The 22,498-nt window shown below is 59.3% G+C and carries 16 protein-coding genes and 1 pseudogene; 4 read left to right on the forward strand and 13 right to left on the reverse strand.

From position 1 onward, the window contains the following. Nucleotides 1-190: pseudogene (locus ACMX25_RS23500) on the reverse strand (ISL3 family transposase); the annotation flags it as partial. Between ACMX25_RS23500 and ACMX25_RS23505 the strand changes: the two are divergent. Next, nucleotides 189-635 carry a hypothetical protein gene (locus ACMX25_RS23505; RefSeq protein ID WP_243830349.1) on the forward strand — a complete coding sequence of 149 codons (447 nt, stop codon included), beginning with the start codon at nucleotides 189-191 and terminating at the stop codon, nucleotides 633-635. The pseudogene ACMX25_RS23500 and the gene ACMX25_RS23505 overlap by 2 nt on opposite strands. 567 nt (nucleotides 636-1,202) lie before the next feature. Here ACMX25_RS23505 and ACMX25_RS23510 read toward each other — a convergent pair. Continuing rightward, nucleotides 1,203-1,478 (reverse strand): DUF4148 domain-containing protein, encoded by a 276-nt coding sequence (locus ACMX25_RS23510; RefSeq protein WP_414952453.1) that lies wholly within the window; start codon nucleotides 1,476-1,478, stop codon nucleotides 1,203-1,205. Between the two features lie 365 nt (nucleotides 1,479-1,843). Between ACMX25_RS23510 and ACMX25_RS23515 the strand changes: the two genes are divergently transcribed. Beyond that, nucleotides 1,844-3,022 (forward strand): porin, encoded by a 1,179-nt coding sequence (locus tag ACMX25_RS23515; RefSeq protein ID WP_414952454.1) that lies wholly within the window; start codon nucleotides 1,844-1,846, stop codon nucleotides 3,020-3,022. A gap of 107 nt (nucleotides 3,023-3,129) precedes the next feature. Here ACMX25_RS23515 and ACMX25_RS23520 read toward each other — a convergent pair whose 3' ends face one another. The 5 genes from ACMX25_RS23520 to ACMX25_RS23540 all read right to left on the reverse strand — a co-directional run bounded on the left by ACMX25_RS23520 (nucleotide 3,130) and on the right by ACMX25_RS23540 (nucleotide 10,855). Then, a complete protein-coding gene (locus ACMX25_RS23520; RefSeq protein ID WP_414952455.1) occupies nucleotides 3,130-4,545 on the reverse strand; it encodes an efflux transporter outer membrane subunit in 1,416 nt (471 codons plus the stop codon). Further along, nucleotides 4,538-5,737 carry an efflux RND transporter periplasmic adaptor subunit gene (locus ACMX25_RS23525; RefSeq protein ID WP_414952456.1) on the reverse strand — a complete coding sequence of 400 codons (1,200 nt, stop codon included), beginning with the start codon at nucleotides 5,735-5,737 and terminating at the stop codon, nucleotides 4,538-4,540. Before ACMX25_RS23525 ends, ACMX25_RS23520 begins: the two co-directional genes overlap by 8 nt. Beyond that, nucleotides 5,727-8,957, reverse strand: a complete 3,231-nt coding sequence (locus ACMX25_RS23530; protein ID WP_414952457.1) for an efflux RND transporter permease subunit — start codon at nucleotides 8,955-8,957, stop codon at nucleotides 5,727-5,729. The genes ACMX25_RS23525 and ACMX25_RS23530 overlap by 11 nt, the downstream gene beginning before the upstream one ends. 251 nt (nucleotides 8,958-9,208) lie before the next feature. Next, complete coding sequence (locus ACMX25_RS23535) at nucleotides 9,209-9,883, reverse strand: response regulator transcription factor (RefSeq protein ID WP_414952458.1); 675 nt, start codon at nucleotides 9,881-9,883, stop codon at nucleotides 9,209-9,211. Between the two features lie 48 nt (nucleotides 9,884-9,931). Continuing rightward, complete coding sequence (locus ACMX25_RS23540; protein ID WP_414952459.1) at nucleotides 9,932-10,855, reverse strand: LysR family transcriptional regulator; 924 nt, start codon at nucleotides 10,853-10,855, stop codon at nucleotides 9,932-9,934. Nucleotides 10,856-11,335: 480 nt separating this feature from the next. Between ACMX25_RS23540 and ACMX25_RS23545 the strand changes: the two genes are divergently transcribed. Continuing rightward, complete coding sequence (locus ACMX25_RS23545) at nucleotides 11,336-12,502, forward strand: porin (protein ID WP_414952460.1); 1,167 nt, start codon at nucleotides 11,336-11,338, stop codon at nucleotides 12,500-12,502. 180 nt (nucleotides 12,503-12,682) lie between these two features. On the opposite strand, the gene ACMX25_RS23550 is transcribed toward ACMX25_RS23545, so the two are convergent. From ACMX25_RS23550 to ACMX25_RS23570, 5 genes are all read right to left on the reverse strand, one after another. Next, the gene (locus ACMX25_RS23550; protein WP_414952461.1) at nucleotides 12,683-13,057 is read right to left on the reverse strand and encodes a hypothetical protein; all 375 of its coding nucleotides are present in this window, start codon (nucleotides 13,055-13,057) and stop codon (nucleotides 12,683-12,685) included. Nucleotides 13,058-13,402: 345 nt separating this feature from the next. Beyond that, nucleotides 13,403-15,253: an ABC transporter ATP-binding protein gene (locus ACMX25_RS23555; protein ID WP_414952462.1), complete on the reverse strand. Its 1,851-nt coding sequence runs from the start codon at nucleotides 15,251-15,253 to the stop codon at nucleotides 13,403-13,405. 462 nt (nucleotides 15,254-15,715) lie between these two features. Next, the gene (locus tag ACMX25_RS23560) at nucleotides 15,716-16,537 is read right to left on the reverse strand and encodes an isocitrate lyase/PEP mutase family protein (protein WP_414952463.1); all 822 of its coding nucleotides are present in this window, start codon (nucleotides 16,535-16,537) and stop codon (nucleotides 15,716-15,718) included. A gap of 204 nt (nucleotides 16,538-16,741) precedes the next feature. Next, nucleotides 16,742-17,866, reverse strand: coding sequence for a PLP-dependent cysteine synthase family protein (locus ACMX25_RS23565; RefSeq protein WP_414952464.1), 1,125 nt, complete (start codon nucleotides 17,864-17,866; stop codon nucleotides 16,742-16,744). A 308-nt stretch (nucleotides 17,867-18,174) separates the two neighbouring features. Continuing rightward, nucleotides 18,175-18,306, reverse strand: a complete 132-nt coding sequence (locus tag ACMX25_RS23570) for a hypothetical protein (RefSeq protein WP_414952465.1) — start codon at nucleotides 18,304-18,306, stop codon at nucleotides 18,175-18,177. A gap of 909 nt (nucleotides 18,307-19,215) precedes the next feature. Here ACMX25_RS23570 and ACMX25_RS23575 point away from each other — a divergent pair. Next, nucleotides 19,216-20,277: an NAD(P)-dependent alcohol dehydrogenase gene (locus ACMX25_RS23575; protein ID WP_414952466.1), complete on the forward strand. Its 1,062-nt coding sequence runs from the start codon at nucleotides 19,216-19,218 to the stop codon at nucleotides 20,275-20,277. A 283-nt stretch (nucleotides 20,278-20,560) separates the two neighbouring features. Here the strand turns inward: ACMX25_RS23575 and ACMX25_RS23580 are convergent, their stop codons facing one another. Further along, nucleotides 20,561-22,333, reverse strand: a complete 1,773-nt coding sequence (locus tag ACMX25_RS23580) for an NAD(P)/FAD-dependent oxidoreductase (RefSeq protein ID WP_414952467.1) — start codon at nucleotides 22,331-22,333, stop codon at nucleotides 20,561-20,563. Nucleotides 22,334-22,498 lie beyond the last annotated feature (165 nt).

The following is a 22,498-nucleotide window of genomic DNA, read 5'->3' on the forward strand; positions in this document are numbered from 1 at the left end:
ACTCGAAGCGGCGTTGGGGCAGTTGGTCGTAGCCCCTGGCGGGTTGATGGCATCCTGAGCAGCACGCTCTGGAGCCTTTGCGCGGGCGCACATCGATCTCGATAGTATTGCTATGCATGCACAAGCGCGCGGTACCGTAGACGAAGCCAGGGAAATGGTGGCAGGCATTAAGCAGACGAGTCAAAAGCATGAGCAACAAATCCAGAAACGTTTCTCAGGAAACAACCATGGCCAATATTGCGGCCACGACCCTGGCACAGTATTGCCCCGACCTCGAAAGTTGGCCGCAGCGCTGGCAGTATGACGAAGACGATCTTCCTATAGGGCGTGATATTGTCGAATGCTTACGCCCATTCCTGCTTGACCTGCTGAGCCGCGAACTCACGCCCAAGACACTGCGACGCCATCGCGACAATCTCTGGCTGCTGGGAGGTGAATTGATCCGCAGGCGTTACGAGGACACCAGGCTCAAGAAACTGCCCGCGCAAGAGGCCATCGCCGAGTTGATAGAACCAGACGGCGGCCCTCTGATCTGGCCACGCATCAGCCAGACTGATCAAGACTCCCTGGATGCCACCTGTCGCAGGCTATACAGGTTTCTCGAAGCCCGGGAAAAACCGGCAGCTAAAGGGTAGCGTGCTGCCACGGCTTACCCACCGAGTGCTTCGCACCTGTGGACAAGCCGCCTTGTGTGCCAGTGAAAGGCACCTCGGCTTGTCCACAGGCAAGCTCGGTGGATAAGCCTGCACCTGCGCATAACATCGTTCAAAAAACCATACCTGAACTACGAAACCACCCATAAATTCCGCCGACCAAGCAAAAATCGTAAGCGCGATGCTCCCGTGTGGGCATCATGCGCTTACGTTGTGCATGGTTCGAGCGAGATCAGGAGCCGAAGAAAGGCTGGCAGTAATCCACCGGACCCACACAAGCATTCGGATCAGTTGATGCGCCTTGCATCGACGCGCAACCGGCGAGCGAAAGGCCCAGCGCCAGCGCGCATAGCGGCAATCGTAAGGCAGAGAGTATGCGTCTTAACCAGCTCATGGCATTACCTTGGGCGTTTACGCCTGTCATTCGAATCCAGGATTGAAAGCAAGCATTACGGCGAGTGCGTGGAGCCGGAACGGTTGCCGTAGGAGCGGTCATGGCGACCCCGCTCACTGCATCCGTCACGGCCAGTTGCGATTGACGCTTCATGCCTAGTGATGCCAGTACAGCGTGCGATTCAGGTAGTCGAGTTGGCCGTCCTGCTCGGCCTTCACAAGTTCCTGATAAACCTCCGCGCGTGTCTTCGGTGCAATGGTTTCTCCATCAGGGGGAACCCATTGACCGCTTTGGGCAAGGGTAGTGGGAGCAGCAGCTTGAGTGGATATCTGAGCAGGTACCTGAACCGGCGCCGTGCTTTGTGCAAAGGCCGAGTCCGTGGCGGCAAGGCCGGTGCAGGCAAAGGTGAGGGCGATCATCATGGTCTTCATGGCGCTTTCCTAAAAGTCCGTTTAACGAGTGACCGGGTTTCGATGCAGCGCTGTGATCGTTGTCCGGTGAGTGCAGATTAACGAGTCAGCCCTGTCGGGAAAGACGCTCAAAAGTGAAGAGTTGTTTATGTAGAAGAGTTCGTGGAAAAAGCCACGCAAATAACATTGGATAACTAAGTTAAATATTTCGTGTCTGCTTTATAAATAATTCTTCATGAAGTAGCGCAATTCCGACACGTCCACGTCATGCCTGCCGCCTAAATTTGCCCGGGTCCGCATGGCGAGTCGGGCGGCTGCACTTCGCCATCGTGTCTCCGTCATGCCGGGGAGCGGAACAGCAGCCGCATCATCCTGGAATTGCACACATGAATAAAGCGTTGATCGCCTCCTTGAGCCTGATCGCGGCTGCGGTCTCTCAAGCCGCGAACGCACAAAGCAGCGTTACCCTGTACGGCACGCTCGATACGGGTATCGACTATATTTCCAACCAGAAAGCCGCAACGGGCGGCCATGCCGCGTGGGGATTGCAAAGCGGCAACGTAAGCACGAATCGATGGGGACTGAAAGGCACGGAGGATCTTGGCGGCGGTCTCGCGGCGGTGTTCGATCTCGAGAACGGTTTTAACATCGACAACGGCAAGCTCTCGAACGGCGGCGACGAGTTCGGCCGTCAGGCATGGGTGGGTATCTCAAGCTCCGCTTACGGAACCGTGACGCTCGGCCGTCAGTACGACTCCATGGTGGACTTCGTGGCGCCATTGTCGGCAACCGGCTCGGGCTTCGGCGGCAACATAGCCGATCACCCGTTCGATAACGACAACCTCAACAACGACTTCCGCATGAACAATGCGGTGAAATTTCGCAGCGTGAACTACGGCGGCCTCGTGTTCGGCGGTGCGTACGCGTTCAGTAATTCATCGAACGGCTTCAGCAACAACAGCGCCTATACGGCGGGCGCGTCGTATAACAACGGCCCGTTGAGTCTTGCCGCAGCGTACTTCCAGGCTAACAATCCGGGCGGCGTCGCACCCCCGGCCAACACGGGCGGCGCGCTCTCAAGCGGCGACGGCGATGCAACGCTGGTCGGCGGCCGCCAGCGCATCATGGGCGCGGGCGCGCGTTACGTCATTGGACCTGCGACCATCGGCGCCGTGTTCACGCGCACGACACTCGATGACCCAAGCGAGATCTCGCAAGGCGGCGCTTACGCGGCGCTTTCCGGCAACAAGCTCACGTTCAACAACTATGAACTGAATGCCCGGTACGCATTGACGCCGGCATTGACCCTGGGCGGCTCGTACACGTTCACCGACGGCAAGTTCGACACTGCGACGTCGAGTCTCTCACCGAAGTGGAACGCGTTCATGCTGCAGGCAGACTACGCGCTGAGCCGCCGTACCGACGTCTACCTTGAAGGTGTCTATCAACACGCGACCGGTGCAACGGGCGTGAACGCACTCGGTAATGCGTCGATCTACAACCTGGCTGCGTCGTCGAACGGCAAGCAGGCGGTGGTCGCGGCGGGAGTCCGTCTGCGCTTCTGATTCCGCCGTTCAGGTAACCATGTAAAAACGCCGCCGGGGCCGTTCAATGCTGAACTGCGCCCCGGCGGCTTTCTGACTTCTGCGGCTGAAATAAGCTTCAATACGCTTCAGGCGGCCTTTCCGGTCCATCCCCCACCCAGCGCCAGGATCAGTGAGACGGAAGCGGTCAGCTGCCGCGTACGCAGGTCCAGCGACGAAATCTGCGCGGTCAGTTCAGTCGTCTGCGCCGTCACGACATCCAGATAGCTCACCACACCGTCCCGATACTGCGACGTCGCCAGCGCGAGCGTCTGCTGCGCGGCGCTCAATGCCTGATCTTCATTGACCGATTCGTCGCCGAGATGATGCAGCAGCGCCAAGCCGTCCTCGACCTGCTGGAACGCGACGAGCACAGTCTGCCGGTACTTCGCACCATTCTCGGCGAGTTGCGCCCGCGAATTCGCCACGGCTGCACTGCGCTTGCCGCCATCGAAAATAGTGAAGAGCAACTGCGGTCCCACCGACCAGATTTCATTGGGCGCCGCCAGCCAGGGCGAGAAGGTATCGCTTTGATATCCACCGTCCAGGCCAAGGGAAATGTCAGGGTAGAACGCGGCCTTCGCTACGCCGATATTTGCGTTCGCTGCCGCCACGTGCCGCTCGGCCGCCGCAATATCGGGCCGGCGTTGCAAGAGTGTTGATGGCAGTCCGAGTGGAACGTGGGGCAGATAGTTGAAGCCGACGTCCGGCGCCAGCGAGAACGACGATGCCGGCGTTCCGGTGAGCGTTGCAATGGCATGTTCGAGCAGCGCGCGGCTCGCCTGGGTATCGTCGGCGGCGGCGCGGGCCGATGCAAGTTGCGTCTGCGCCCGCGACACATCCATGCCGGACGCCAGGCCGCCGTTGTGACGGCTTATGGTCAGCTTCAGCGCACGCTTGTAGGTGTCGATGGTGTCGTTGAGCAGCTTGGCGCGCTGATCGAGGCCGCGCAGTTCGAAATAGGTCGACGCGAGGCTCGCCTGCAGGCTGAGGCGCAGCGACGCGAGATCGTCGGCGCTGGCTTCTTCCAGCGAGCGGCCCGCGCTCACCTGATTGCGCACCTTGCCCCACAAATCAAGGTCGTACCCTATGCCGACATCGGCCGTCGCCGAGTTGTAGGTCGTGGGCTGATCCGTGCCGCGCAACGGCCGGTTATCCGATTGCCGTTGCCGCGAGACATCGGATTCAGCGCCAATGGTTGGGAACAGTCCGGAGCGCGCTTCCTGAAGGTCCGCGCTCGCCTCATCATGCCGGGCAACCGCTGCTGCCACATTCGGATTGGCTGCAGCGATCTTTGCTTCGAGCGCGCTCAATACCGGATCGTGATACATGGTCCACCAGCCGTCACGCGGGATACGATCGGCGGGCTTTGCGAGCTGCCACGGGCCCGATTCCTTGAAAGCGGTGGGAATCGCCGTGGCAGGCACCTTGTAGGTGGGCGCAAACGAACACGCGTTCAGCGCGGCAACGCAGGCCACCGCGACCAGGAGACGACGCTTAACCATGCGCATGCTCCGGCTGTCCGGTCGCTGCGGCGGCTACCGCTGTCGTTGCACTGCGCACGAGTTCGCCTTCAGCAAGCGAGTCCGGCGGGTTGTTGATGATCCGGTCGCTCGCCGACAATCCCGATGCAATCAGGACATGAGTGCCGAGGTCCGTCGCAATCCTCACGTTCTTCAAATGCACGTGATTGTTTGGATCAATGACGGCAACCTGCATATTGTTGGTCCGGAAGATCAGCACGCTCGCCGGCACCAGCAATGCGCTGCCCGTGTTCGGCAGTGCAAAGTGAACCTGAGTGTATTCACCGGGCAGCAAGAGGCCTGACGCATTGTCCACCGATAACTGCACTAGCAACGTGCCGGATGCGGGCGTGATGGCGTCGTCGGTATCGACGAGTTTTGCGTCGAAGGTCATGCCCTGTCGTTCCGGCACGGTCAGCTTCGCGGTGAGTCCCGGCTTGATCGCTGCGGCGTCGCTTTGCGGCACGTTCACATAGAGACGGAGGCGGCGCGCGTCGGAGACGGCGAACAACTCGGGGCCGGTGCCGCCGCCCGCATCGATCAACGCGCCAATATCGGTTTTGCGCGCAGTCACAATGCCGTCGAAAGGCGCTGTAATGCGTTTGAATGATTCGAGCGCTTCGAGGCGCGCGACGTTGGCGCGGCTGGCATCGACGGTCGCCTTCTTCGCGATCAGGTCGCTGGTCTTTTCATCGGCGTCCTGTTGCGAGACCGAGTCCTGCTTCAGCATCTGCGTCCAGCGTCGCGCAGTGGTCGCCGCGAGGTTTTCGTTCGCCACCGTATTGGCAAGATCGGCGCGTGCCTGTTGCAATTGCTGATCGAGATCGGGTGTATTGATCAGGCCAAGCAACTGCCCCGCTTTAACATGCGTGCCGATGTCGGCGTACCACGTTTGCAGATAGCCCGACACGCGGGCATAGATCGGTGCATTGACGAAGGCCGCGAGTTGCCCTGGTAGTTCCAGCGACTGCTCGGCTGCGGGCAACTGGGGTGTGACGGTCGCCACCGTTGGAACGGCCTGCGCGTCAGTCCAGGTCGTCAGCTCGCGCTCAGCGTGCGAGCGGCTGACGATACCGTCGGTCACCACCCCCGCGGCAATCAACGCGACGATCACGCTGACCAGCTTCAGATGCCGCAAGCGCTTGGGCGAATTGATTTCAATTTCAGTGGACATGCGATTCTCCTGATCCGAAAAGTTGGTGATCCTCTTGAATCTTGTCATTGCGATGCACGAGGCTGAACACGACGGGGACGAAAAGCAGCGTGGCGATCGTGGCGCACATCAGGCCGCCGATCACCGCACGCCCGAGCGGGGCGTTTTGTTCGCCGCCATCGCCAAGCCCCAGCGCCATCGGCAACATGCCGATGATCATCGCGAGCGCGGTCATCAGCACCGGGCGAAACCGCGTGAAACCTGCTTCCATCGCGGCGACCAGTGCGTTGCCGGTAATGGCCAGCCGTTCGCGGGCGAAAGTGACGACCAGAATCGAATTCGCCGTGGCCACCCCCATGCAAAGGATCGCGCCCGTGAGTGCAGGAACGGACAGTGGCGTGTGCGTAATGAACAGCATCCATACAATGCCCGCGAGTGCCGCTGGCAACGCGGTCACGATCACAAACGCATCGCTCCAGGAATGGAAGTTCACCACGATCAGCAAGTAGATCAGCACGATAGCCGCGACCAGCCCGAGGCCCAGTCCCATGAACGCACTGTTCATGGTTTGAACCTGGCCTCGCACGGTCACTTGCGAACCCTTCGGTATGTCCTTCGTGGTCTGGTGCACGATCGCGTTGATCCGCGCCGCAACCGCGCCAAGATCCCGGCCTTGCGTGGTCGCATAGATATCGAACAGGGGCTCGATGTTGTAGTGCGAGACGACCGCATCACCCACGCCACGTTTGATCGTCGCGATGCCACCGAGAATCTGCGCTTCGCCAGTCTTGCCGGTGACCATCAGGTTGCCAAGATCGTTGAGCGAGGACATGCGATATTCCGGCGTTTGCGCCACCACCGCGTACGACACGCCGTTGAGCGGGTTGAGCCAGTAAGTCGGCGCCACCTGGCTCGTGCCCGAGAGATTGGCCACGACCGAGTTGGTCACGTCGCCCTCAGTGATACCCAGTTCGTTGGCCCGTGTCCGGTCAACCGAGACAGTGAATTGCGGATAGGTTGTCGCCTGTTGAATACGCGTGTCGGCAATGCCCGGAATCAGTTGTACCTTGCGCAGAAGTTGCTGGGCATACGCGTAGTTGCCGGCTCGATTCGGACCCGCGACCTGGATATCGATTGGCGCCGGTGAACCGAAGTTGAGAATCTGCGAAATGATGTCGGCCGGCAGGAACGAGAAGGTCACACCCGGATAGGCACGCGGCAGCAGCTTGCGCAATGTCTTGACGTATTCGGCGGTTGGCGCGTGGTCCTCGTTAAGCGAGATGAGGATATCGCCGTCCGATGGTCCCATCGTGCCGCTGTTGTTATAGGTTATGTTGATGCCGCTGTTGGGCAAGCCGATATTGTCAATGACCGCCCGCAACTGGTTCGGCGGAATAGTCCGGCGAACCGTGCTTTCCACGTGATCGAAGAGGTCTGCGGTCTGCTCGATCCGCAAGCCGACCGGACCCCGCACATGCAACGCGATTTCACCCGAGTCGATGTCCGGAAAAAAGTTGCGCCCCAGATAAGGTGACAATAAAAAAGACGCTGCGACCACCGCGAGGAAGCCGATGACGAAAAGCTTGCGGCTGCTTAGCGCCATTCCCAGCAGGATGCGGTAGATGCCACGCAAGCGCCCGAACAGGTGTTCAAAACCGCGCTGGAACCGGACCAGTGGATTTTTCGAAGGCGCATGATGCGTCGTGCCGTGCGGGTCCATGCTCGCGGCAAGCTCACCGGACGCATGACCACCTGACACGTGCGGCCGCAGCAGGTACTGCGCCATCATTGGCACGAAGGTACGTGAGAGCACGAACGAGGCGATCATCGCGAAGATCACGGCCTCGGCCAGGGGCACGAACAGGAAACGTGCAATACCGTCGAGCAGCAGCATGGGTACGAACACAATGCAAATGCACAGCAGCGAGACCAGCGCGGGCGTCACGATCTGCGCGGCGCCGTCGAGGATGGCGTCCCTGACGGGCTTGCCCTGTTCCAGATGCCAGTTGATATTTTCAATGGTGACCGTCGCATCGTCGACGAGAATACCCACCGCGAGCGCGAGTCCTCCGAGGGTCATTACATTGAGCGTCTCGCCCATCGCGGACAGCGCTGCAATAGCGGCCAGCACGGCAAGCGGGATGGACGACGCAATGATCAGCGTGGAGCGCCAGCTTCCCAGGAACAACAGGATCATGACCGACGTCAGGGCAGCGGCAATGATGCCTTCGCGCGCCACGCCGCTAACGGCGCCCTTCACGAACACGGACTGATCGCCCATGGTCTCGAGCTTGAGTCCAGGCGGCAAGGTCTCGCGGATCAGCGGCAGCTTCGCCTTGACGCCCGCGATAATGTCTAGTGTGGAGGCCGAACCGTTTTTAAGAATGCTCATCAGCACGGCGCGGTGACCGTCGAGACGCACGATATTGCTTTGCGGAGGATTGCCGTCGCGAACGTGGGCTATATCGCGGATATAAATGGTTGCGCCGTTGATCGTCTTGACGGGCAGGTTATTGAGTTCGTCAAGTGCAAGCGGGCTGTTGTTCAGCTTGATGTTGTATTGAAAGTTGCCGATCTTCTCGGTCCCCGCCGGCACGATCTGGTTCTGCTGCGCCAACGCGTTCGCCACGTCCGTGGCGGACAACCGGTCCGCCTGCAATGCGTTCGGATCGAGATCGATCTGCACCTCGCGCGTCTTGCCGCCATACGGCGTCGGAATCGCCACGCCGGGTACGCTCAGCAGCGCAGGCCGAATGAAGTTGGTCGCGTAGTCGGCCAGCTTCTGCTCATCGAGCGTGTTGCTGGTGAGCGCGATCTGCAGGACCGGAACCGTCGACGCGTTGTAGTTCAGGATCTGAGGAGGCGTAATGCCTGGCGGCATTTGCTTGAGCACCGTCTGCGAGACGGAGGTGACCTGAGCAGTCGCCGTCCTGATGTCGACAGTCGGCTGGAAGAAGATTTTGACGATGCCATAACCGCTGAACGACTGCGATTCAATATGCTCGACATCGTTGACAGTGGTCCCAAGCGTACGTTCGTAGTACGTGACAATCCGGCCTGACATGTCGTCCGGCTGAAGTCCTGCGTAGTTCCAGATCACACTGATGACGGGAATGCGGATATCGGGGAAGATGTCCGTCGGCGTACGGAGTGCCGCGAGCGGACCGATCAACACGATCAGCATCGCCAGCACGATGAACGTATAGGGCCGAGTCAAAGCTAATCGGACGATTTTCAACATTGAGAACGGCTCCGTTCAGGGGCGCAGGGTTCGCGCTGACTGAGTGACTGAGTGACTTGATGGCGTAGGGACATCGGACTGATTGCCCGATGAAAGCGCCGGTGTCAGTCATTCTGGAAGGATCGGGTTAACACCCACGCGCGGGAAAAATGAAACTAGTTTTAGTTTCGGCAAGAGGGGAGGGAACGACAAAACTCGAGCACGGTCCCAAGGCGTCAACTACCTCGTGACCGTGTTCGATGTTGAAGAAATTAGTCCAGCAAGTAGCCGGATCCGCGAATAGTGCGAATCGTTGGGCGGCCACTGGAGTCATCCACTTTCTTTCTCAGACGCCCCACGTGGACATCGATCAGGTTGGTGCCGGGATCGAAACGGCAGCCCCATACGCCTTCGAAGATCATGGTGCGTGTCAGCACTTGCCCAACGTGACGCATCATGAATTCGAGTACGCGAAACTCGGTCGGCTGCAGGTCGAGCACGCGACCGTGAAGCGTGGCGCGGCGACGCACGAGATTAAGTTCGAGACCATGCACGCGCAAGACTGTTTCGTCGGATGCGGGTCCGGCCTTGCGTCGAAGCAAGGCTTCCACGCGGGCGCGCATTTCATCGTGAGAGAACGGCTTGGTCAGATAGTCGTCACCACCGGCACGTAGTCCGCGCACGCGGTCATCCACGTGACTCATTGAACTGACGATCAACACAGGCGTGTCTATGCCGACACCTCGCATGGTCGTCACAATGGTGAGGCCATCCAGGTCCGGCAACATGCGATCAAGCGTGACGATGTCGTAACCACCGCCAATGGCCTTGGCGATACCGTCGCGGCCGGTGCGGGCAACCTGGACCGTATAGCCCGGCGCGGACAGTGCGCGCAAGACTTCCTGCGCCATCAGTTCGTCGTCTTCTATGGCAAGGACTTTCGGCATTACAACGCGTTCCAGAATGGGGGAGGCACGGAATCCACGGAGTGGACGCTAAGCGGCGGCACGCAGCCCCACCGTGTTATCGGGCGCACGATACTGACTCACCGAGAAGTCGATGAAATGCCGGACCTTCGCCGCGAGATAGTTGCGCCCCGTATAGAGAATGGACACTTGGCGCACACCACCTGCAATCTGAAACTGGCCGAGGATGGGGAGCAAGAGACCCTTCCCCAGATCGTCCTTCACGAGCGGTACTGGCAGTAATGCGATGCCCATGTCCGCCAGTGCCGCGGAGCGAACTGTTGCGCTGCTGGTTGCATGCAGCGCGTTACCCGTCGCCACGCGATACACGCCGTTCTGATCCGAGAATTCCCAATTGCGTGCGGAGCCGTCCGAGATCGACAGCAGATGATGATGCGCAAGCGCCGCAGGATTCACGGGCGTGCCGTGTTGAGAGAGGTAGCCGGGTGAGGCGACTGCGACCTCCTTGAACGCTGTCAAATGACGGCACACCAGTGACGAGTTGGGCAGGTTGCGATCCGCGGAAAAGCCAACATCGAAACCGCCTTCTATCAACTCTATCGGCGAGTCATAAGTCGTCACGTCGAAGCCAATGCGCGGATACGCTGCGCGATACGCCGCGAGCAAATTGCTCAAGCCACATGCGGCGTACGTGGTCGACGCCGCTACGCGTAGCGTTCCGCTGAGATCACGCGTTGAGCGTACGAGTCCTTCTTCAATCGTATCGAGTTGCTGAATGATCGTGCGGCAACCCTCCACATAGGCCTGTCCTGCTTCGGTCAGCGAAAGCCGGCGCGTGGAGCGGTTGAGGAGGCGCATGTTGAGGTGCGCTTCCAGCATGCTGATGCTGCGAGTGACGGCGGCCGCGGACATGCCGAGTTGCTTGGCGGCCAGGCTGAAGCTGGCGAGATCGACCACGCGGGTGAACACGCGCATTGCTTGTAGCTGATTCATGACGGGCAGCCTGTATCGATTTGACTGCACGCATGATCTGCTTGGCGACGTAACAAGGACACGCGCGCTTTATTAAGTCTTTTTTATCTTTGTCGGCTGTTCTTAATGTAACCACGGGACACCATCAATCAACGGCGTGGCGCATTCGATACACGCCAACCAATCGATGATGGAGATGCCACAGAACAAGAGTGTCGCGCGAACCTAGCGCACGTCTGCGTTCGCGCGCATTGCCAAAGCCTTGTCCACTGCGTGCTTGCGAAAACTGAAAATCAGTCATTCAGTTCGACCACGCTGGCTGGCGCCACTCGCTCCGTAGACTTCGGTGCTCCGAGGTCAGGGCCGCACTCAAGGTTGCATGTCCTCTCGCTCGCAGCGTGGTTCGCTCCGCTTAGGCGCCCGGCTTGTTGCAATGCCCAGGTCACGCAGCGCTGCAAACGGCCTCCTGGCCCGGAACCCGTTATCTATGTGGAGTTCAAGATGAAGAAAGTTCTGTTGGCTGCAACTGTTTCCGGCCTTTTCGCCGTAGCCGCTCATGCACAAAGCAGCGTCACGCTGTACGGCGTGATTGATGCCGGCCTGGTGTATGCGAACAATTCGCACACGCCGGGAGCGGCCTCGTCGGGTCAATCGTGGGGTGTGGGTAGCGGCAACGTCAGCAACACGCTGTGGGGCTTGAAAGGCAGCGAGGATCTGGGTGGCGGCATGCACGCCATCTTCAAGTTGGAAGATGGTTTTAATGTGAACAACGGTGCGTTCACGCAGTCGAATGAAATCTTCGGCCGTCAGGCGTATGTGGGTTTGGAATCCAATCAGTACGGGTCGGTGACGCTTGGCAAGCAATACGATTCCACGGTTGATTACCTGGCGCCGCTGTCGGAAGCCGGCCAGGGCCTGGGCAACAACCTTGCCGCGCATCCATTCGATAACGACAATCTCGACAACAGCTTCAGCATCAGCAACGCGGTGAAATTTTCGAGCGTTGATTACGCCGGTTTCAAGTTCGGCGGCTTGTACGGCTTTTCGAACAAGGCGGGCGCGTTCTCGGACAATCGCGCATATAGCGCAGGCGCGTCTTACTCCAATGGCCCGTTGAGCATTGCTGCGTCGTATTTGCAGATCAACAATCCTGGCCAGGGCGATAACGCGAACGGCGCGGTGTCCGGCGCGAACAACACATCAACGTTTGTCGCTGCGCGGCAACGTACGTTCGGCGGCGGTGTCAACTACGCATTCGGTCCGGCCACGGTTGGCTTCGTATACACCCATACGAAGCTTGACGGGCTCGATGCAATCAACATGAACGACGGTTATACGGCGTTGTCGGGCAACAGCCTGCGTCTGGACAACTATGAAGTGAACACGCGCTACGCGTTGACACCGGCCATGAGTCTCGAAGGCGCTTACACGTTCACGAACGGCTCGTTCAACACGGCGGCCGGCGATGCCAAGCCGAAGTATCACCAGTTCTCGCTGCTTGCTGACTATGACCTGAGCAAACGCACGGACGTGTATGCGGAAGGTGTGTTTCAGCACGCATCGGGTGGCGATGGCACGGTGCTGGGCGACGCGGCGATCAACGGCCTGAGCCCGTCTTCGACGAACAAGCAAGTAGCAGTGACGGTTGGTATGCGTCACCGGTTCTAAGTTTCAAGGTTTGAGTTGGGCATGGGCGACGCCGCGTGGTTTCATGCGGCGTCGATTGTCTTTCATGGATGGATATGCGACGTGGATAGAAAAGCCTCAAGGCCAGCCGACAATAAAATCGGCCAGCCTTGAGGTTTTTCTATTGTGTGCGCACAGCAAACCTCCCGCCGGCACGCATGGTCAACTCGGTATCTGGCTCACCTCAAACCTCTGTGGCACAGGCTTGACGATAGCGTCCTGCAGCCGCTCGAGACTGGATTGAGGAATCGCGAACCCAGCCCAACCCAAGCCCGTATGACGCAATAGCAAAACGACCCCATCGAACAGCGGGTTCTTGTCGAGATACCAGCACGGATCAATTTCTATCACATAGTTATGCGTGCGCGACGGTTCTTGCGGCAAGGCCGGCAGCAGCCCCGAACGAATGTGGCCGAGCCGTTCGATCAGCAAGTCGATGTCCTGGACATCGAGGATTGCCGCGTTCGAGCCGATATCGAAGCGTATGGCCTGACGCCCGGAATCCTGGACCGCCTCGACTTGTAATGTTTGATACATCGCGAAACTCCCAATGTGTAATCGGTCCATTCATTATGGAATTCCGGGAGTCGTGAAGTCTGAAACAATGCTATCGAAGCATGAAATTTTATTTATGTTGGATCGTAGCGTGGATGTTCCGGGGGCAGCGGTCTGTTGATATATAGAGTAATGCGAACTAATTGGAAATCCAGAAGCTGAGCGAACTTCGAAACAATATGTTGCTGCTTAACGCCGCAAGGTGAGCGCCCAGTACACGGGCGCTCACCAGCGGCGTTACATCGGCGGGCAAAGTGACTTCGTTCCCCCATCCATCAACGCGCGGCACGGCAAAGCGAGGCGTGCCGCCTTGACCAGGAGTACCATCTAGGCCTCTCTTATGGTCAGCTCGGCTTTGATCGCGCTCGCCGGGTCTGCACGGTCCGTCGTCAACCCGAGCGCCTGACGTTCGAACAGCCGCCGATACAAACCGTTGTGAAGCTGGATCAGCTTTTCATGGCTGCCTTCCTCCGCAATCCTGCCCTTGTCGAGCACCAGCAGCCGGTCCAGCGCACGTACGGTTGAAAGCCGGTGAGCAACCACGAGCGTCGTGCGGCCGACCATCAACCGCTCCATGGCCTGCTGGATCAGCACCTCGCTTTCACTGTCGAGGCTCGACGTTGCTTCGTCGAGGATCAGGACGGGCGCATCGGCGAGGAACGCGCGAGCGATGGCCACGCGCTGGCGTTCACCACCCGACAGCTTGATGCCGCGCTCACCCACGAGCGTTTCATAACCCTGCGGCAGCGCCGCGATGAAATCGTGGGCGCTGGCCTGCCTTGCAGCCCGCTCGATTTCCGCGCGAGTTGCACCCGGCCGGGCGTACGCAATGTTCTCCGAAAGTGACCGATGAAACAGCACCGGCTCTTGCTGAACGATCGCTATCTGACCACGCAAGGACGCCTGAGTGACATCGGCAATGTTCTGCCCGTCGATCATGACCCTGCCGCCCGAGACGTCATACAGCCGCTGGATCAGCTTGATCAGCGTCGTCTTGCCTGACCCGGAGTGCCCGATCAACCCGACGCGCTCTCCCGGCGCAATCCGCACCGAGAAGTCGCGATAAAGCGGCTTCGTGTGGCCGTCGTAACTGAAGGTCACATGCTCGAAGCGGATCTCGCCTTCACGAATAGCGATAGGGCCGGCGTCCGGTTTGTCTTCCACGCCCAGGGGCTGACCTTCAAGCGACACCAGCTCTTCCATGTCGTTGACCGAGCGCTGCAGATTACGCACGTGCATGCCGACTTCGCGCAGATAACCCTGCAACATGAAGAACATGGTCAGCGTGAACGTAATGTCGCCTACGCTGGCCTTGTCGGCTTCCCACAGCAACAGCGCAGCACCCAGGATTGCCGCCTGCATGACCACCAGCATGCCGCCTTGCACACCGCCGTTGATCGTGCCGCGCGCCCACGTGCGCCGCGTCCGGTGGCGCCACTTGCCGATCACACGCGCAAGCCGCGCTTCCTCACGCGTTTCCGCACCGAAGGCCTTGACCACGGTGTTGCAGCTAACTGCGTCGGCCAGCGCGCCGCCCATGCGGGTATCCCATGCATTACCGAGGCGCGCAGCGGGCGCCACAAAGCCGAGCGACAGCGCCACTGTCACCCCAATGTAGAGCAGCGACCCGACGCCGACCACAACACCCATGACGGCCCAGTGCATGCCGAGCAGCACGGTCGCGCCGACCAGCATAACGAGTGACGGGAGCAGGGCGATGAGCAATGTGTCATTGAGCAGGTCGAGCGCCCACATGCCGCGCGTGATCTTCCGCACGGTCGAACCGGCGAAGCTGTTGCCGTGCCAGTCAGCGGAAAACCGTTGCACGCGATGAAACGCGTTGGCGGCAATTTCGCTCATCATCTTGAGTGTCAACACGATGATGTTCATGAACACGAGCTGACGCAGCAGCGTGCCGGCCAGCCCGAGACAAGCCAGGATGCCGAACGCCGTTGTAGCTGCGTGCCATGCCAGCTCCTTGCCGACGGCGCCGGCGGCGAGTGCATCCACGAGCCGGCCTGCGAAGAGCGGCGTAAGGACGTCGGCGAGTGCCGACATCAAGGCGAGCACGACAATGGCGACGATGCGCCAAGGCTGTTTGCCCCAGTGAACCACAGTGAAACCGAGAACGTCTTTGAACGCCCGTCCGCCGAAGTCGAGTTTTTTTGTGTAAGCCATTTGCTACAGCCCGAGGCGCCAAGCGCGACGAAGCTTTTCCGGTCGAGAGACATGAGAGCGACAGTCAAAGCGCGCCTGCACGAGCGGGCGAACCGATAACGGACTGTCTGGAAGTTGCGCGGGCTGCTGTGCCTGCGCTGATGGCGACCTAAACTGGCCGGCGCATCGAGCAAGGGACGGCGCGTTTGAATGTGAGCATCTTTTCGCCTCCCTTTGAGAAATGAAACTTGAGTGGTGTGGGACCTGAAGCAGGACCTGAAGTGGTGCCGGGCGGCTATCCACGTCTGAATATTATCAGGCGCTTATGGCGCTTGCCAACCCTTTTCGGCCACGCACATGTTGTCGGGCCGATACAGCGCGAGCGAGCGCACTACAGCCGCCGCACGATCGGGCCCGATGCAGAATGTCCCTGCGCTGCAGGGACATTCACGCAAACACAGGACGCGTGCCGAGCCTTCAGGCTCAGGCGAATCCGCCGAAAACATCGTTTAATTGCTTGCCCGATGCAGCGCCCGCGAGGCCATCGAATGACCCCGCTTTCATTTGTTCGGCGGCCGTCAGCACGGCCTGCCACGCAACCCGCGCCAACCCTCCGCCAACACTGATTCGACGCACGCCAAGGTCAGTCAGTTCGGCGACGCTCAGGCCGGGCCGCATCATGAGTACGTTAAGCGGCTTGGGCGCCACGGCACGCACCATGACTGCTATATCGTCCTTGTCGACCACCCCCGGCGCGTATAAACAGTCGGCACCTTCGGCCGCAAAGGCCACGAGTTTGTCGATGGACTGACTGAGCGCACCCGGATCACTGAGCAGGATTTCGGTGCGTGCGACCAGGATGACATCGTCGCCGGACCGGTCGATCGCCGCACGGGCCGCGCGTACGCGCTCGACCGCAAGCGCGGTCTCGTAGAGTCCGAACGGGGCCTCCACGTCGCGGTCTTCAATCGACAAGCCAGCCACGCCCGTCTGGATCGCGAGGCTCACATTGGCCGCGAGGCTGGCCGGGTCGGAAGCGAAACCGGACTCGAAATCCGCGTTGACCGGCAGGTCCACGGCCTCGCAGAGGGCACTCAGATGTTGCAGGACGTCGGAACAATTCATCGCGTAGTCGGACCGGCCTGTCGACCACGCGAAGCCTGAACTGGTCGATGCCAGCGCGGCAAAACCGAGGTGCTGCAGCATCCGCGCGCTGCCGGCATCCCACGGGTTGGGCAACACGAAACAACCTTGCTGGTGAAGCGCGCGAAAGGCAGCGCGTTTTTCGGCGACAGTACGGGTCATCGGAACCTCATCGTGTGTGGGCGGATAAATTGGGGTTGAAAGAGCACGCGTCCGCTCAAGTCTTGAGTGCTGGAAACGTCGTGGGTCATCGCTCGCGCATAGGCGATACGGACGCGACTACGAAAGCAAAACGTTGATACGCAAGCTCATACGGGTCTTTTCCATGTTCGTCATGCGCACGCAAGATCTCAAGCGGACCGTGCGTTAAATTCCCATTCCCGCAGCTTCCATCCCGGCAATGTCTGGCTGGGTCAGCACCGCTTCGCCGGCTACCGCGCGAGCAATCAGTGCATCGGGCGGCGCGACGGAAATTCCCTGCGCCTGGTACCAGGCATCGTCGTAATAGGTGTTGCTATAACGTTCACCGCTGTCGCACAGCAGGCTGACGATGGAACCCTGTTTGCCCGCCTGCTTCATGCGTTCGGCCAGATACAGCACACCGACGAAATTGGTCCCGGTCGAGCCGCCAACGCGACGCCCGAAGCGCCCGGCCAGATAGCGCATTGCAGCAAAGGACAACGCGTCGGGCACCTTGAGCATGGCATCGATACATGTCGGAATGAAGGAGCGCTCAACGCGCGGACGGCCGATCCCTTCGATCTTCGATCCGACATCGAGTGTCAGGCTGCTGTCGGGCGTGCCCGCCAACGTGCTTTTGAAGTAATCGAAAAATACCGAATTTTCGGGGTCGACGCAAAGAATGCGCGTGAGATGCCGCCGGTACGCGACGTAGCGGCCCAGCGTGGCCGTCGTGCCGCCGGTGCCGCCGCTGGACACGAGCCACGCTGGCACCGGGTATTCCTCGTCGTCCATCTGCTTGAAGATCGACTCGGCGATATTGTTATTGGCCCGCCAGTCGGTCGCACGTTCGGCGTACGTGAACTGGTCCATGAAATGACCGCCGGTTTCCGCCGCGAGCCGATGCGATTCCGCATAAATGTCGGCGGGATTCGCCACCAGATGGCAGCGCCCGCCGTAGAACTCGATCGCCTCGATTTTCATCCGGGAAGTGCCCGCAGGAATCACCGCGACAAACGGCAAGCCGAGCAACCGTGCGAAATACGCTTCGGAAATCGCGGTTGAACCGCTCGACGCTTCAACAATCGTGCTGTGCTCGCGCAGCCAGCCATTGCAAAGCGCATAAAGAAACAGGGAGCGCGCCAGACGATGTTTCAGGCTGCCGGTCGGATGACTGGATTCGTCCTTGAAATAGAAACGGATGTCCGGATAACCCGGCAGGTCGAGCGGAATCAGGTGGGTATCGGCGGAGCGGTTGAAGTCTGCTTCAATCTTGCGAATTGCTTCACGGGTCCAGTCGGAACGCGGCATGGAAATTCCCACCCAGTGGCGGCTAACAGCGGAGCGCCGCGCGACTCCGGCTCAAGCGCGCGGGCTATTGCATCGTGCTCGGGGCAATGCGTTGCGTGTAACGCCCGGTTTGCCCCGGCTCGATATGAAGCCATCGTACACGAGAGCGGCAGCCCGGTTTTCACAATTGCGACTGACTGGTTTTTCGTGTGCTCTTGGTCGGCCGAGAGAGGCGGCAGCATGTCGATTGAGCGGAAACGCTGGACAGAAGACCTATTTGAGTCGCCCGTCGTTAACGGTGATCGTGAGACATTTCAGCAATGTGAACCCTACTCGTTCGTCGATAAAGTGTTCGGGAGCGGCAGTCTCGTCCCACCCATTGACAGTGCGCTCAGCAGCAGCACCGCGCCCATCAGCATCGCCAGATATACCGCAACCATCGGCCAGTACAAGTCTGTCATTTCCTTCTCCTCGTCGTTGCACAGGACGTTTTTGCCTTGTTATTCACAATTACGGCACGCCGGCAAAAATCTTGACAAGACCGCTTGGGGGCGTTGCGTTGGTCGTGCGTTCACCATCGGCACGATGATTCGTATGAGGATCAGTGTGCGTGGATGGCTGGCTTGCAACGAACTTTCATTCGGAGACCGAGTTCGAAACGGCAATGCGTGTTCAGCAATTTCTCCAGGAACACACGATCGCCACACTGGCGAACTGATTCGTGAAGAAATACTCCGAAACGAGTAGGATGACGAAGTGTTATTGCCATCAGCTCACTCTTGCCGGATTAGAAAAATTGGTCTGTTTAGATCTTCAAGTTTCGATATCGAATTTGGTGCTACCGTGCGATCGTAAAAAACCTCGCGTCAACCGGCTAGCGCAAAGAGTACGATGATCGAGGGACGGGGCCGATCGAAACAGTCTCGCAAGGCGCGTCTCGTTTCTTCGAATAACGCCCTGATATCAAACGCAAAATTGCTGCAACTCCACATTCCACCAATTGGAATTGTGAAATCGCAATATTTCCATTGAGTGGATGGTCCACAATTCGCATACTGTCCTGCGAAGGGGCGCTCGAATCTCCCGGGCGTCGACCGCAGATCCAGGTTTGGAAACGAAACCCTGTAGCGGCCACGTCATTCGCGTCAGTCATTGTGCATCGCACAGCCGGGCAGTATCGATACAAGTCCCGATACAAGTCCGATCGAGCCTTGGCGCAGTTTCAGATGTCGTCAAGTCCAGAACGCCTTTTATCAAGCTTGTTGCCTGTCGTTCAGTTGTTGTGACGCGGGGCAGCAGAATCGCACGGACAGCGCCCCCTGTATCAAAGCACGCACCTCGAATCAACGAACTATCTCAAGGACCACACCATGTACAAGACCTATGGCTATGCCGCGCATTCCGCCAAAGAGCCGTTTGCTCCCTTCGCCTTCGATCGCCGGGATACCGGTCCGCACGATGTCCGCATCGAGATCCTGTATTGCGGCGTGTGTCATTCGGACCTGCACACCGCGCGCGGCGAATGGGCGGGTACGGTGTACCCGAACGTGCCGGGACACGAAATTGTCGGCCGGGTGACCGAGGTTGGCTCTGAAGTCACGAAGTTCAAGGTCGGTGCGCTGGCGGGTGTCGGCTGCATGGTCGATTCGTGCCGGACATGCCCGTCGTGCCAGGAAGGCCTCGAGCAATATTGCGAAGGCAGCGGTTTTGTCGGCACCTACAATGCGCCCGACAAGCACACGGGTGGCGTGACCTACGGCGGTTATTCGAAGTCGATCGTCGTGGACGAAGCCTTCACGCTGCGTGTCCCCGAGAACCTTGAACTCGCCGCCGTGGCGCCGTTGTTGTGCGCGGGGATCACCACCTACTCGCCGCTGCGTCACTGGAATGTCCAGGCTGGGCAGAAGGTTGGTATCGTCGGCCTGGGCGGGCTCGGTCATATGGGCGTGAAGCTCGCGGCTGCATTCGGCGCGCACGTGGTGTTGTTCACCACATCGGCTAGCAAGATCGAGGACGCGAAGCGTCTGGGCGCGCATGAGGTCGTGATCTCGAAGGATCCTGAGCAGATGGCTAAACACGTCAACTCGTTCGATTTCATCCTCAACACCGTTGCTGCCTCGCATGACCTAGATCAGTTCACCGCACTGCTGAAGCGTGATGGAACGATGACGCTGGTCGGCGTGCCGGAGCATGCGCATCCGTCGCCGTCTGTCGGCAACCTGATTTTCAAGCGTCGTCAGCTGGCTGGTTCGCTGATTGGCGGCATTGCAGAAACACAGGAAATGCTCGATTTTTGCGGCAAACACGGCATCACGTCGGACATCGAGATGATCCGCATGGACGAGATCGACAAGGCCTATGAGCGCATGGTTAAAAGCGATGTGAAATACCGCTTTGTGATCGACATGGCGTCGTTGAAAGAAGAGGCTTGAGCACGGTCTAGCTGAGTTAAAACTGAAACCAGCGGTTCTCAAACCGCCGGTTTTGGCGCTAGTCCTCATTTCTTGTCCTCAGAAATGAGGACGCGCAGTGCACGTTAATCAGTTAAGTTGTCGTCAAGAGCCGGGGGCTTCACGTCTACACCGAACTCCGATGGTCAAGCGAACGTGCCATAGAATGCCCGCGCGTTTCGCCATACGAAACTGAGAGACTAAGACCCGCCTTGTGCGGGTCTTTTTTTGGCTCGTCGCTTAGTTAAGTCCCCGTCTGCGGGTCTTAATGCCCGCCGTCGGCCTTGCGATTCTCGCTAGTCGACGCACCGCTGTAGTCATACGGAGGCGACATGTTGTCCAGCGGATTGTTCGGCACCACGCTGCCGCCCAAGCTGCGGATCACCGCGCACACCGCATTTATCCCCGTTTGCAGCGCGCCTTCCACCCATCCGCCGGTAAACGAGCAACTGTCTCCAGCGAGATAGATGAACGGGTCCGTCGCGGGTTGCAAGCAGTCCTGGAACTGGAAGAACAACTGCTGGCTCTGGGCATCGCCACCGGCAAAATTCAGCTTGAACGCGCCGTAATACCCTTGCTCCAGATCCCAGTCCACGGTCTTTACAAAGGTCTCATAGTCGTTATTGATCGGCACGACATGCTGCGCAAACGCGGCATTGGTCTGTGCCAGATCAGCCACAAGACGCTGCACGCGCTGCTGATTGTTTCCGAGCGCAAGCTGCTTGATCGCGTCGTCTTCCCACGCATAACTGAGCAGCACGACGCCCGGCGCATTGGGGTCGGCCGGCGCGTAATCGAGGCAATACACGCCCCGTACCAGCGTATCGGTCTGGATATTCGCGGGCAGGTTTTCATCGAGCCAGAATTTTCGCTGCGTCATCACAAACACTTTCGACGAGCTGGTCAGGTGCACATCATTCACCGCTGAGCACTGCTGCGCCGAGAGCGCCGACGCGGGCGCGGTCAATGCCATGTCGATCTGCATCGCGCGCGTGCTGGCCGTCACGATCACGCGGTCAGCGAACTGGACCGAGCCGTCCGCCAGCGTGAGCATCACGCCCTCGCTATTACGGGTCACGCGTGACACCGGCGTGTTCACGACACGCTGCGCAATCGAGTGACCTCCGAATGCTTGCGCGCCAAATGCGTCTGCCAGCGATTCAATGCCAGCCGGAATGAACAACTGATCGGTTTCGAGTTCATCGACCATCAGGCGGACGATTTCCAAAAAGGCGACCGGGTACATCGGCCCGAGTCCGCCCGATCCAACGCCAAGCGCGCCAAAGAGCTCGTAGTCGTCCGGATTGCGCCATGGCTTGCCGCCGGGAGGATTCGCGCCGCTAAAAAGGGTTTGCAGCGCGCTATAGAAGCTCTGGTTACCGAACATGTCGATATATGCCTGCCACGCGTTTCGTGCCGCCCCTAACTGGCCGTTGCGCAACAGTTCGGTGATGGCGACTGGTGCGAGCAAGGCCGGTCCGGAGGAGGGCGTGAAGCCGTCGCTGATGAACGCGCTCCAGCCGGCATGGACGGTCGCGAACATATCGGGCGGATTGCCTTGGGCCGGCCACGTGTAGGTCTGTCCTTGATAGCCGAGATTGGTCAGCACTTCGCCAGGATCGGGGAAATTCGAGTTTGCCTGGATGCCGAATCGATCGAGGTAATGGAACAGGCTGTATTCGCTGGGAGGGAAACGCATGGCGCCGAGCTCGGCCAGGAATGCCGGCGCCTGGTTCGTAAAGGGAATACTGTAAGCGCGCCCGCCAGTGCGCCCGGACGCTTCATACAACACGACGTTCGATGCACCGGCACGCAGAAGTTCATACGCCGACACGAGGCCGCTGATACCCGCGCCAATAATCGCGATCGTCGGATTGCCGGCCCCCAGCAGTTTGCCCAGCGAATCTGGCGCGGCTGCCAGCAAAGCGCCATAGTCGAACAGGGTATCGATATAACCGAAAGTGGGTTGAGCGGCTGGAGTAGTTTCGCCGGCTGCAATAATCGGCTTGCGGCGGCGTAGATTCGGAATGATGGCCATGCGTTTCCCCGTTTAATAGACGTTGATAGACGTTTAGTCGATATTTAATAGACGTTTGGTGGAAGTACTTTCGCGTTGATATAAGCCGGAATCCCATGCCGGCGGCCTGATCTGGTTCTCTGCCGCCTCGTCATGCCTTCAAACAATTGGCCCGTCAGTTGAAAT

Source organism: Caballeronia eucalypticola (genome assembly GCF_047608185.1).
Taxonomy (GTDB): domain Bacteria; phylum Pseudomonadota; class Gammaproteobacteria; order Burkholderiales; family Burkholderiaceae; genus Caballeronia.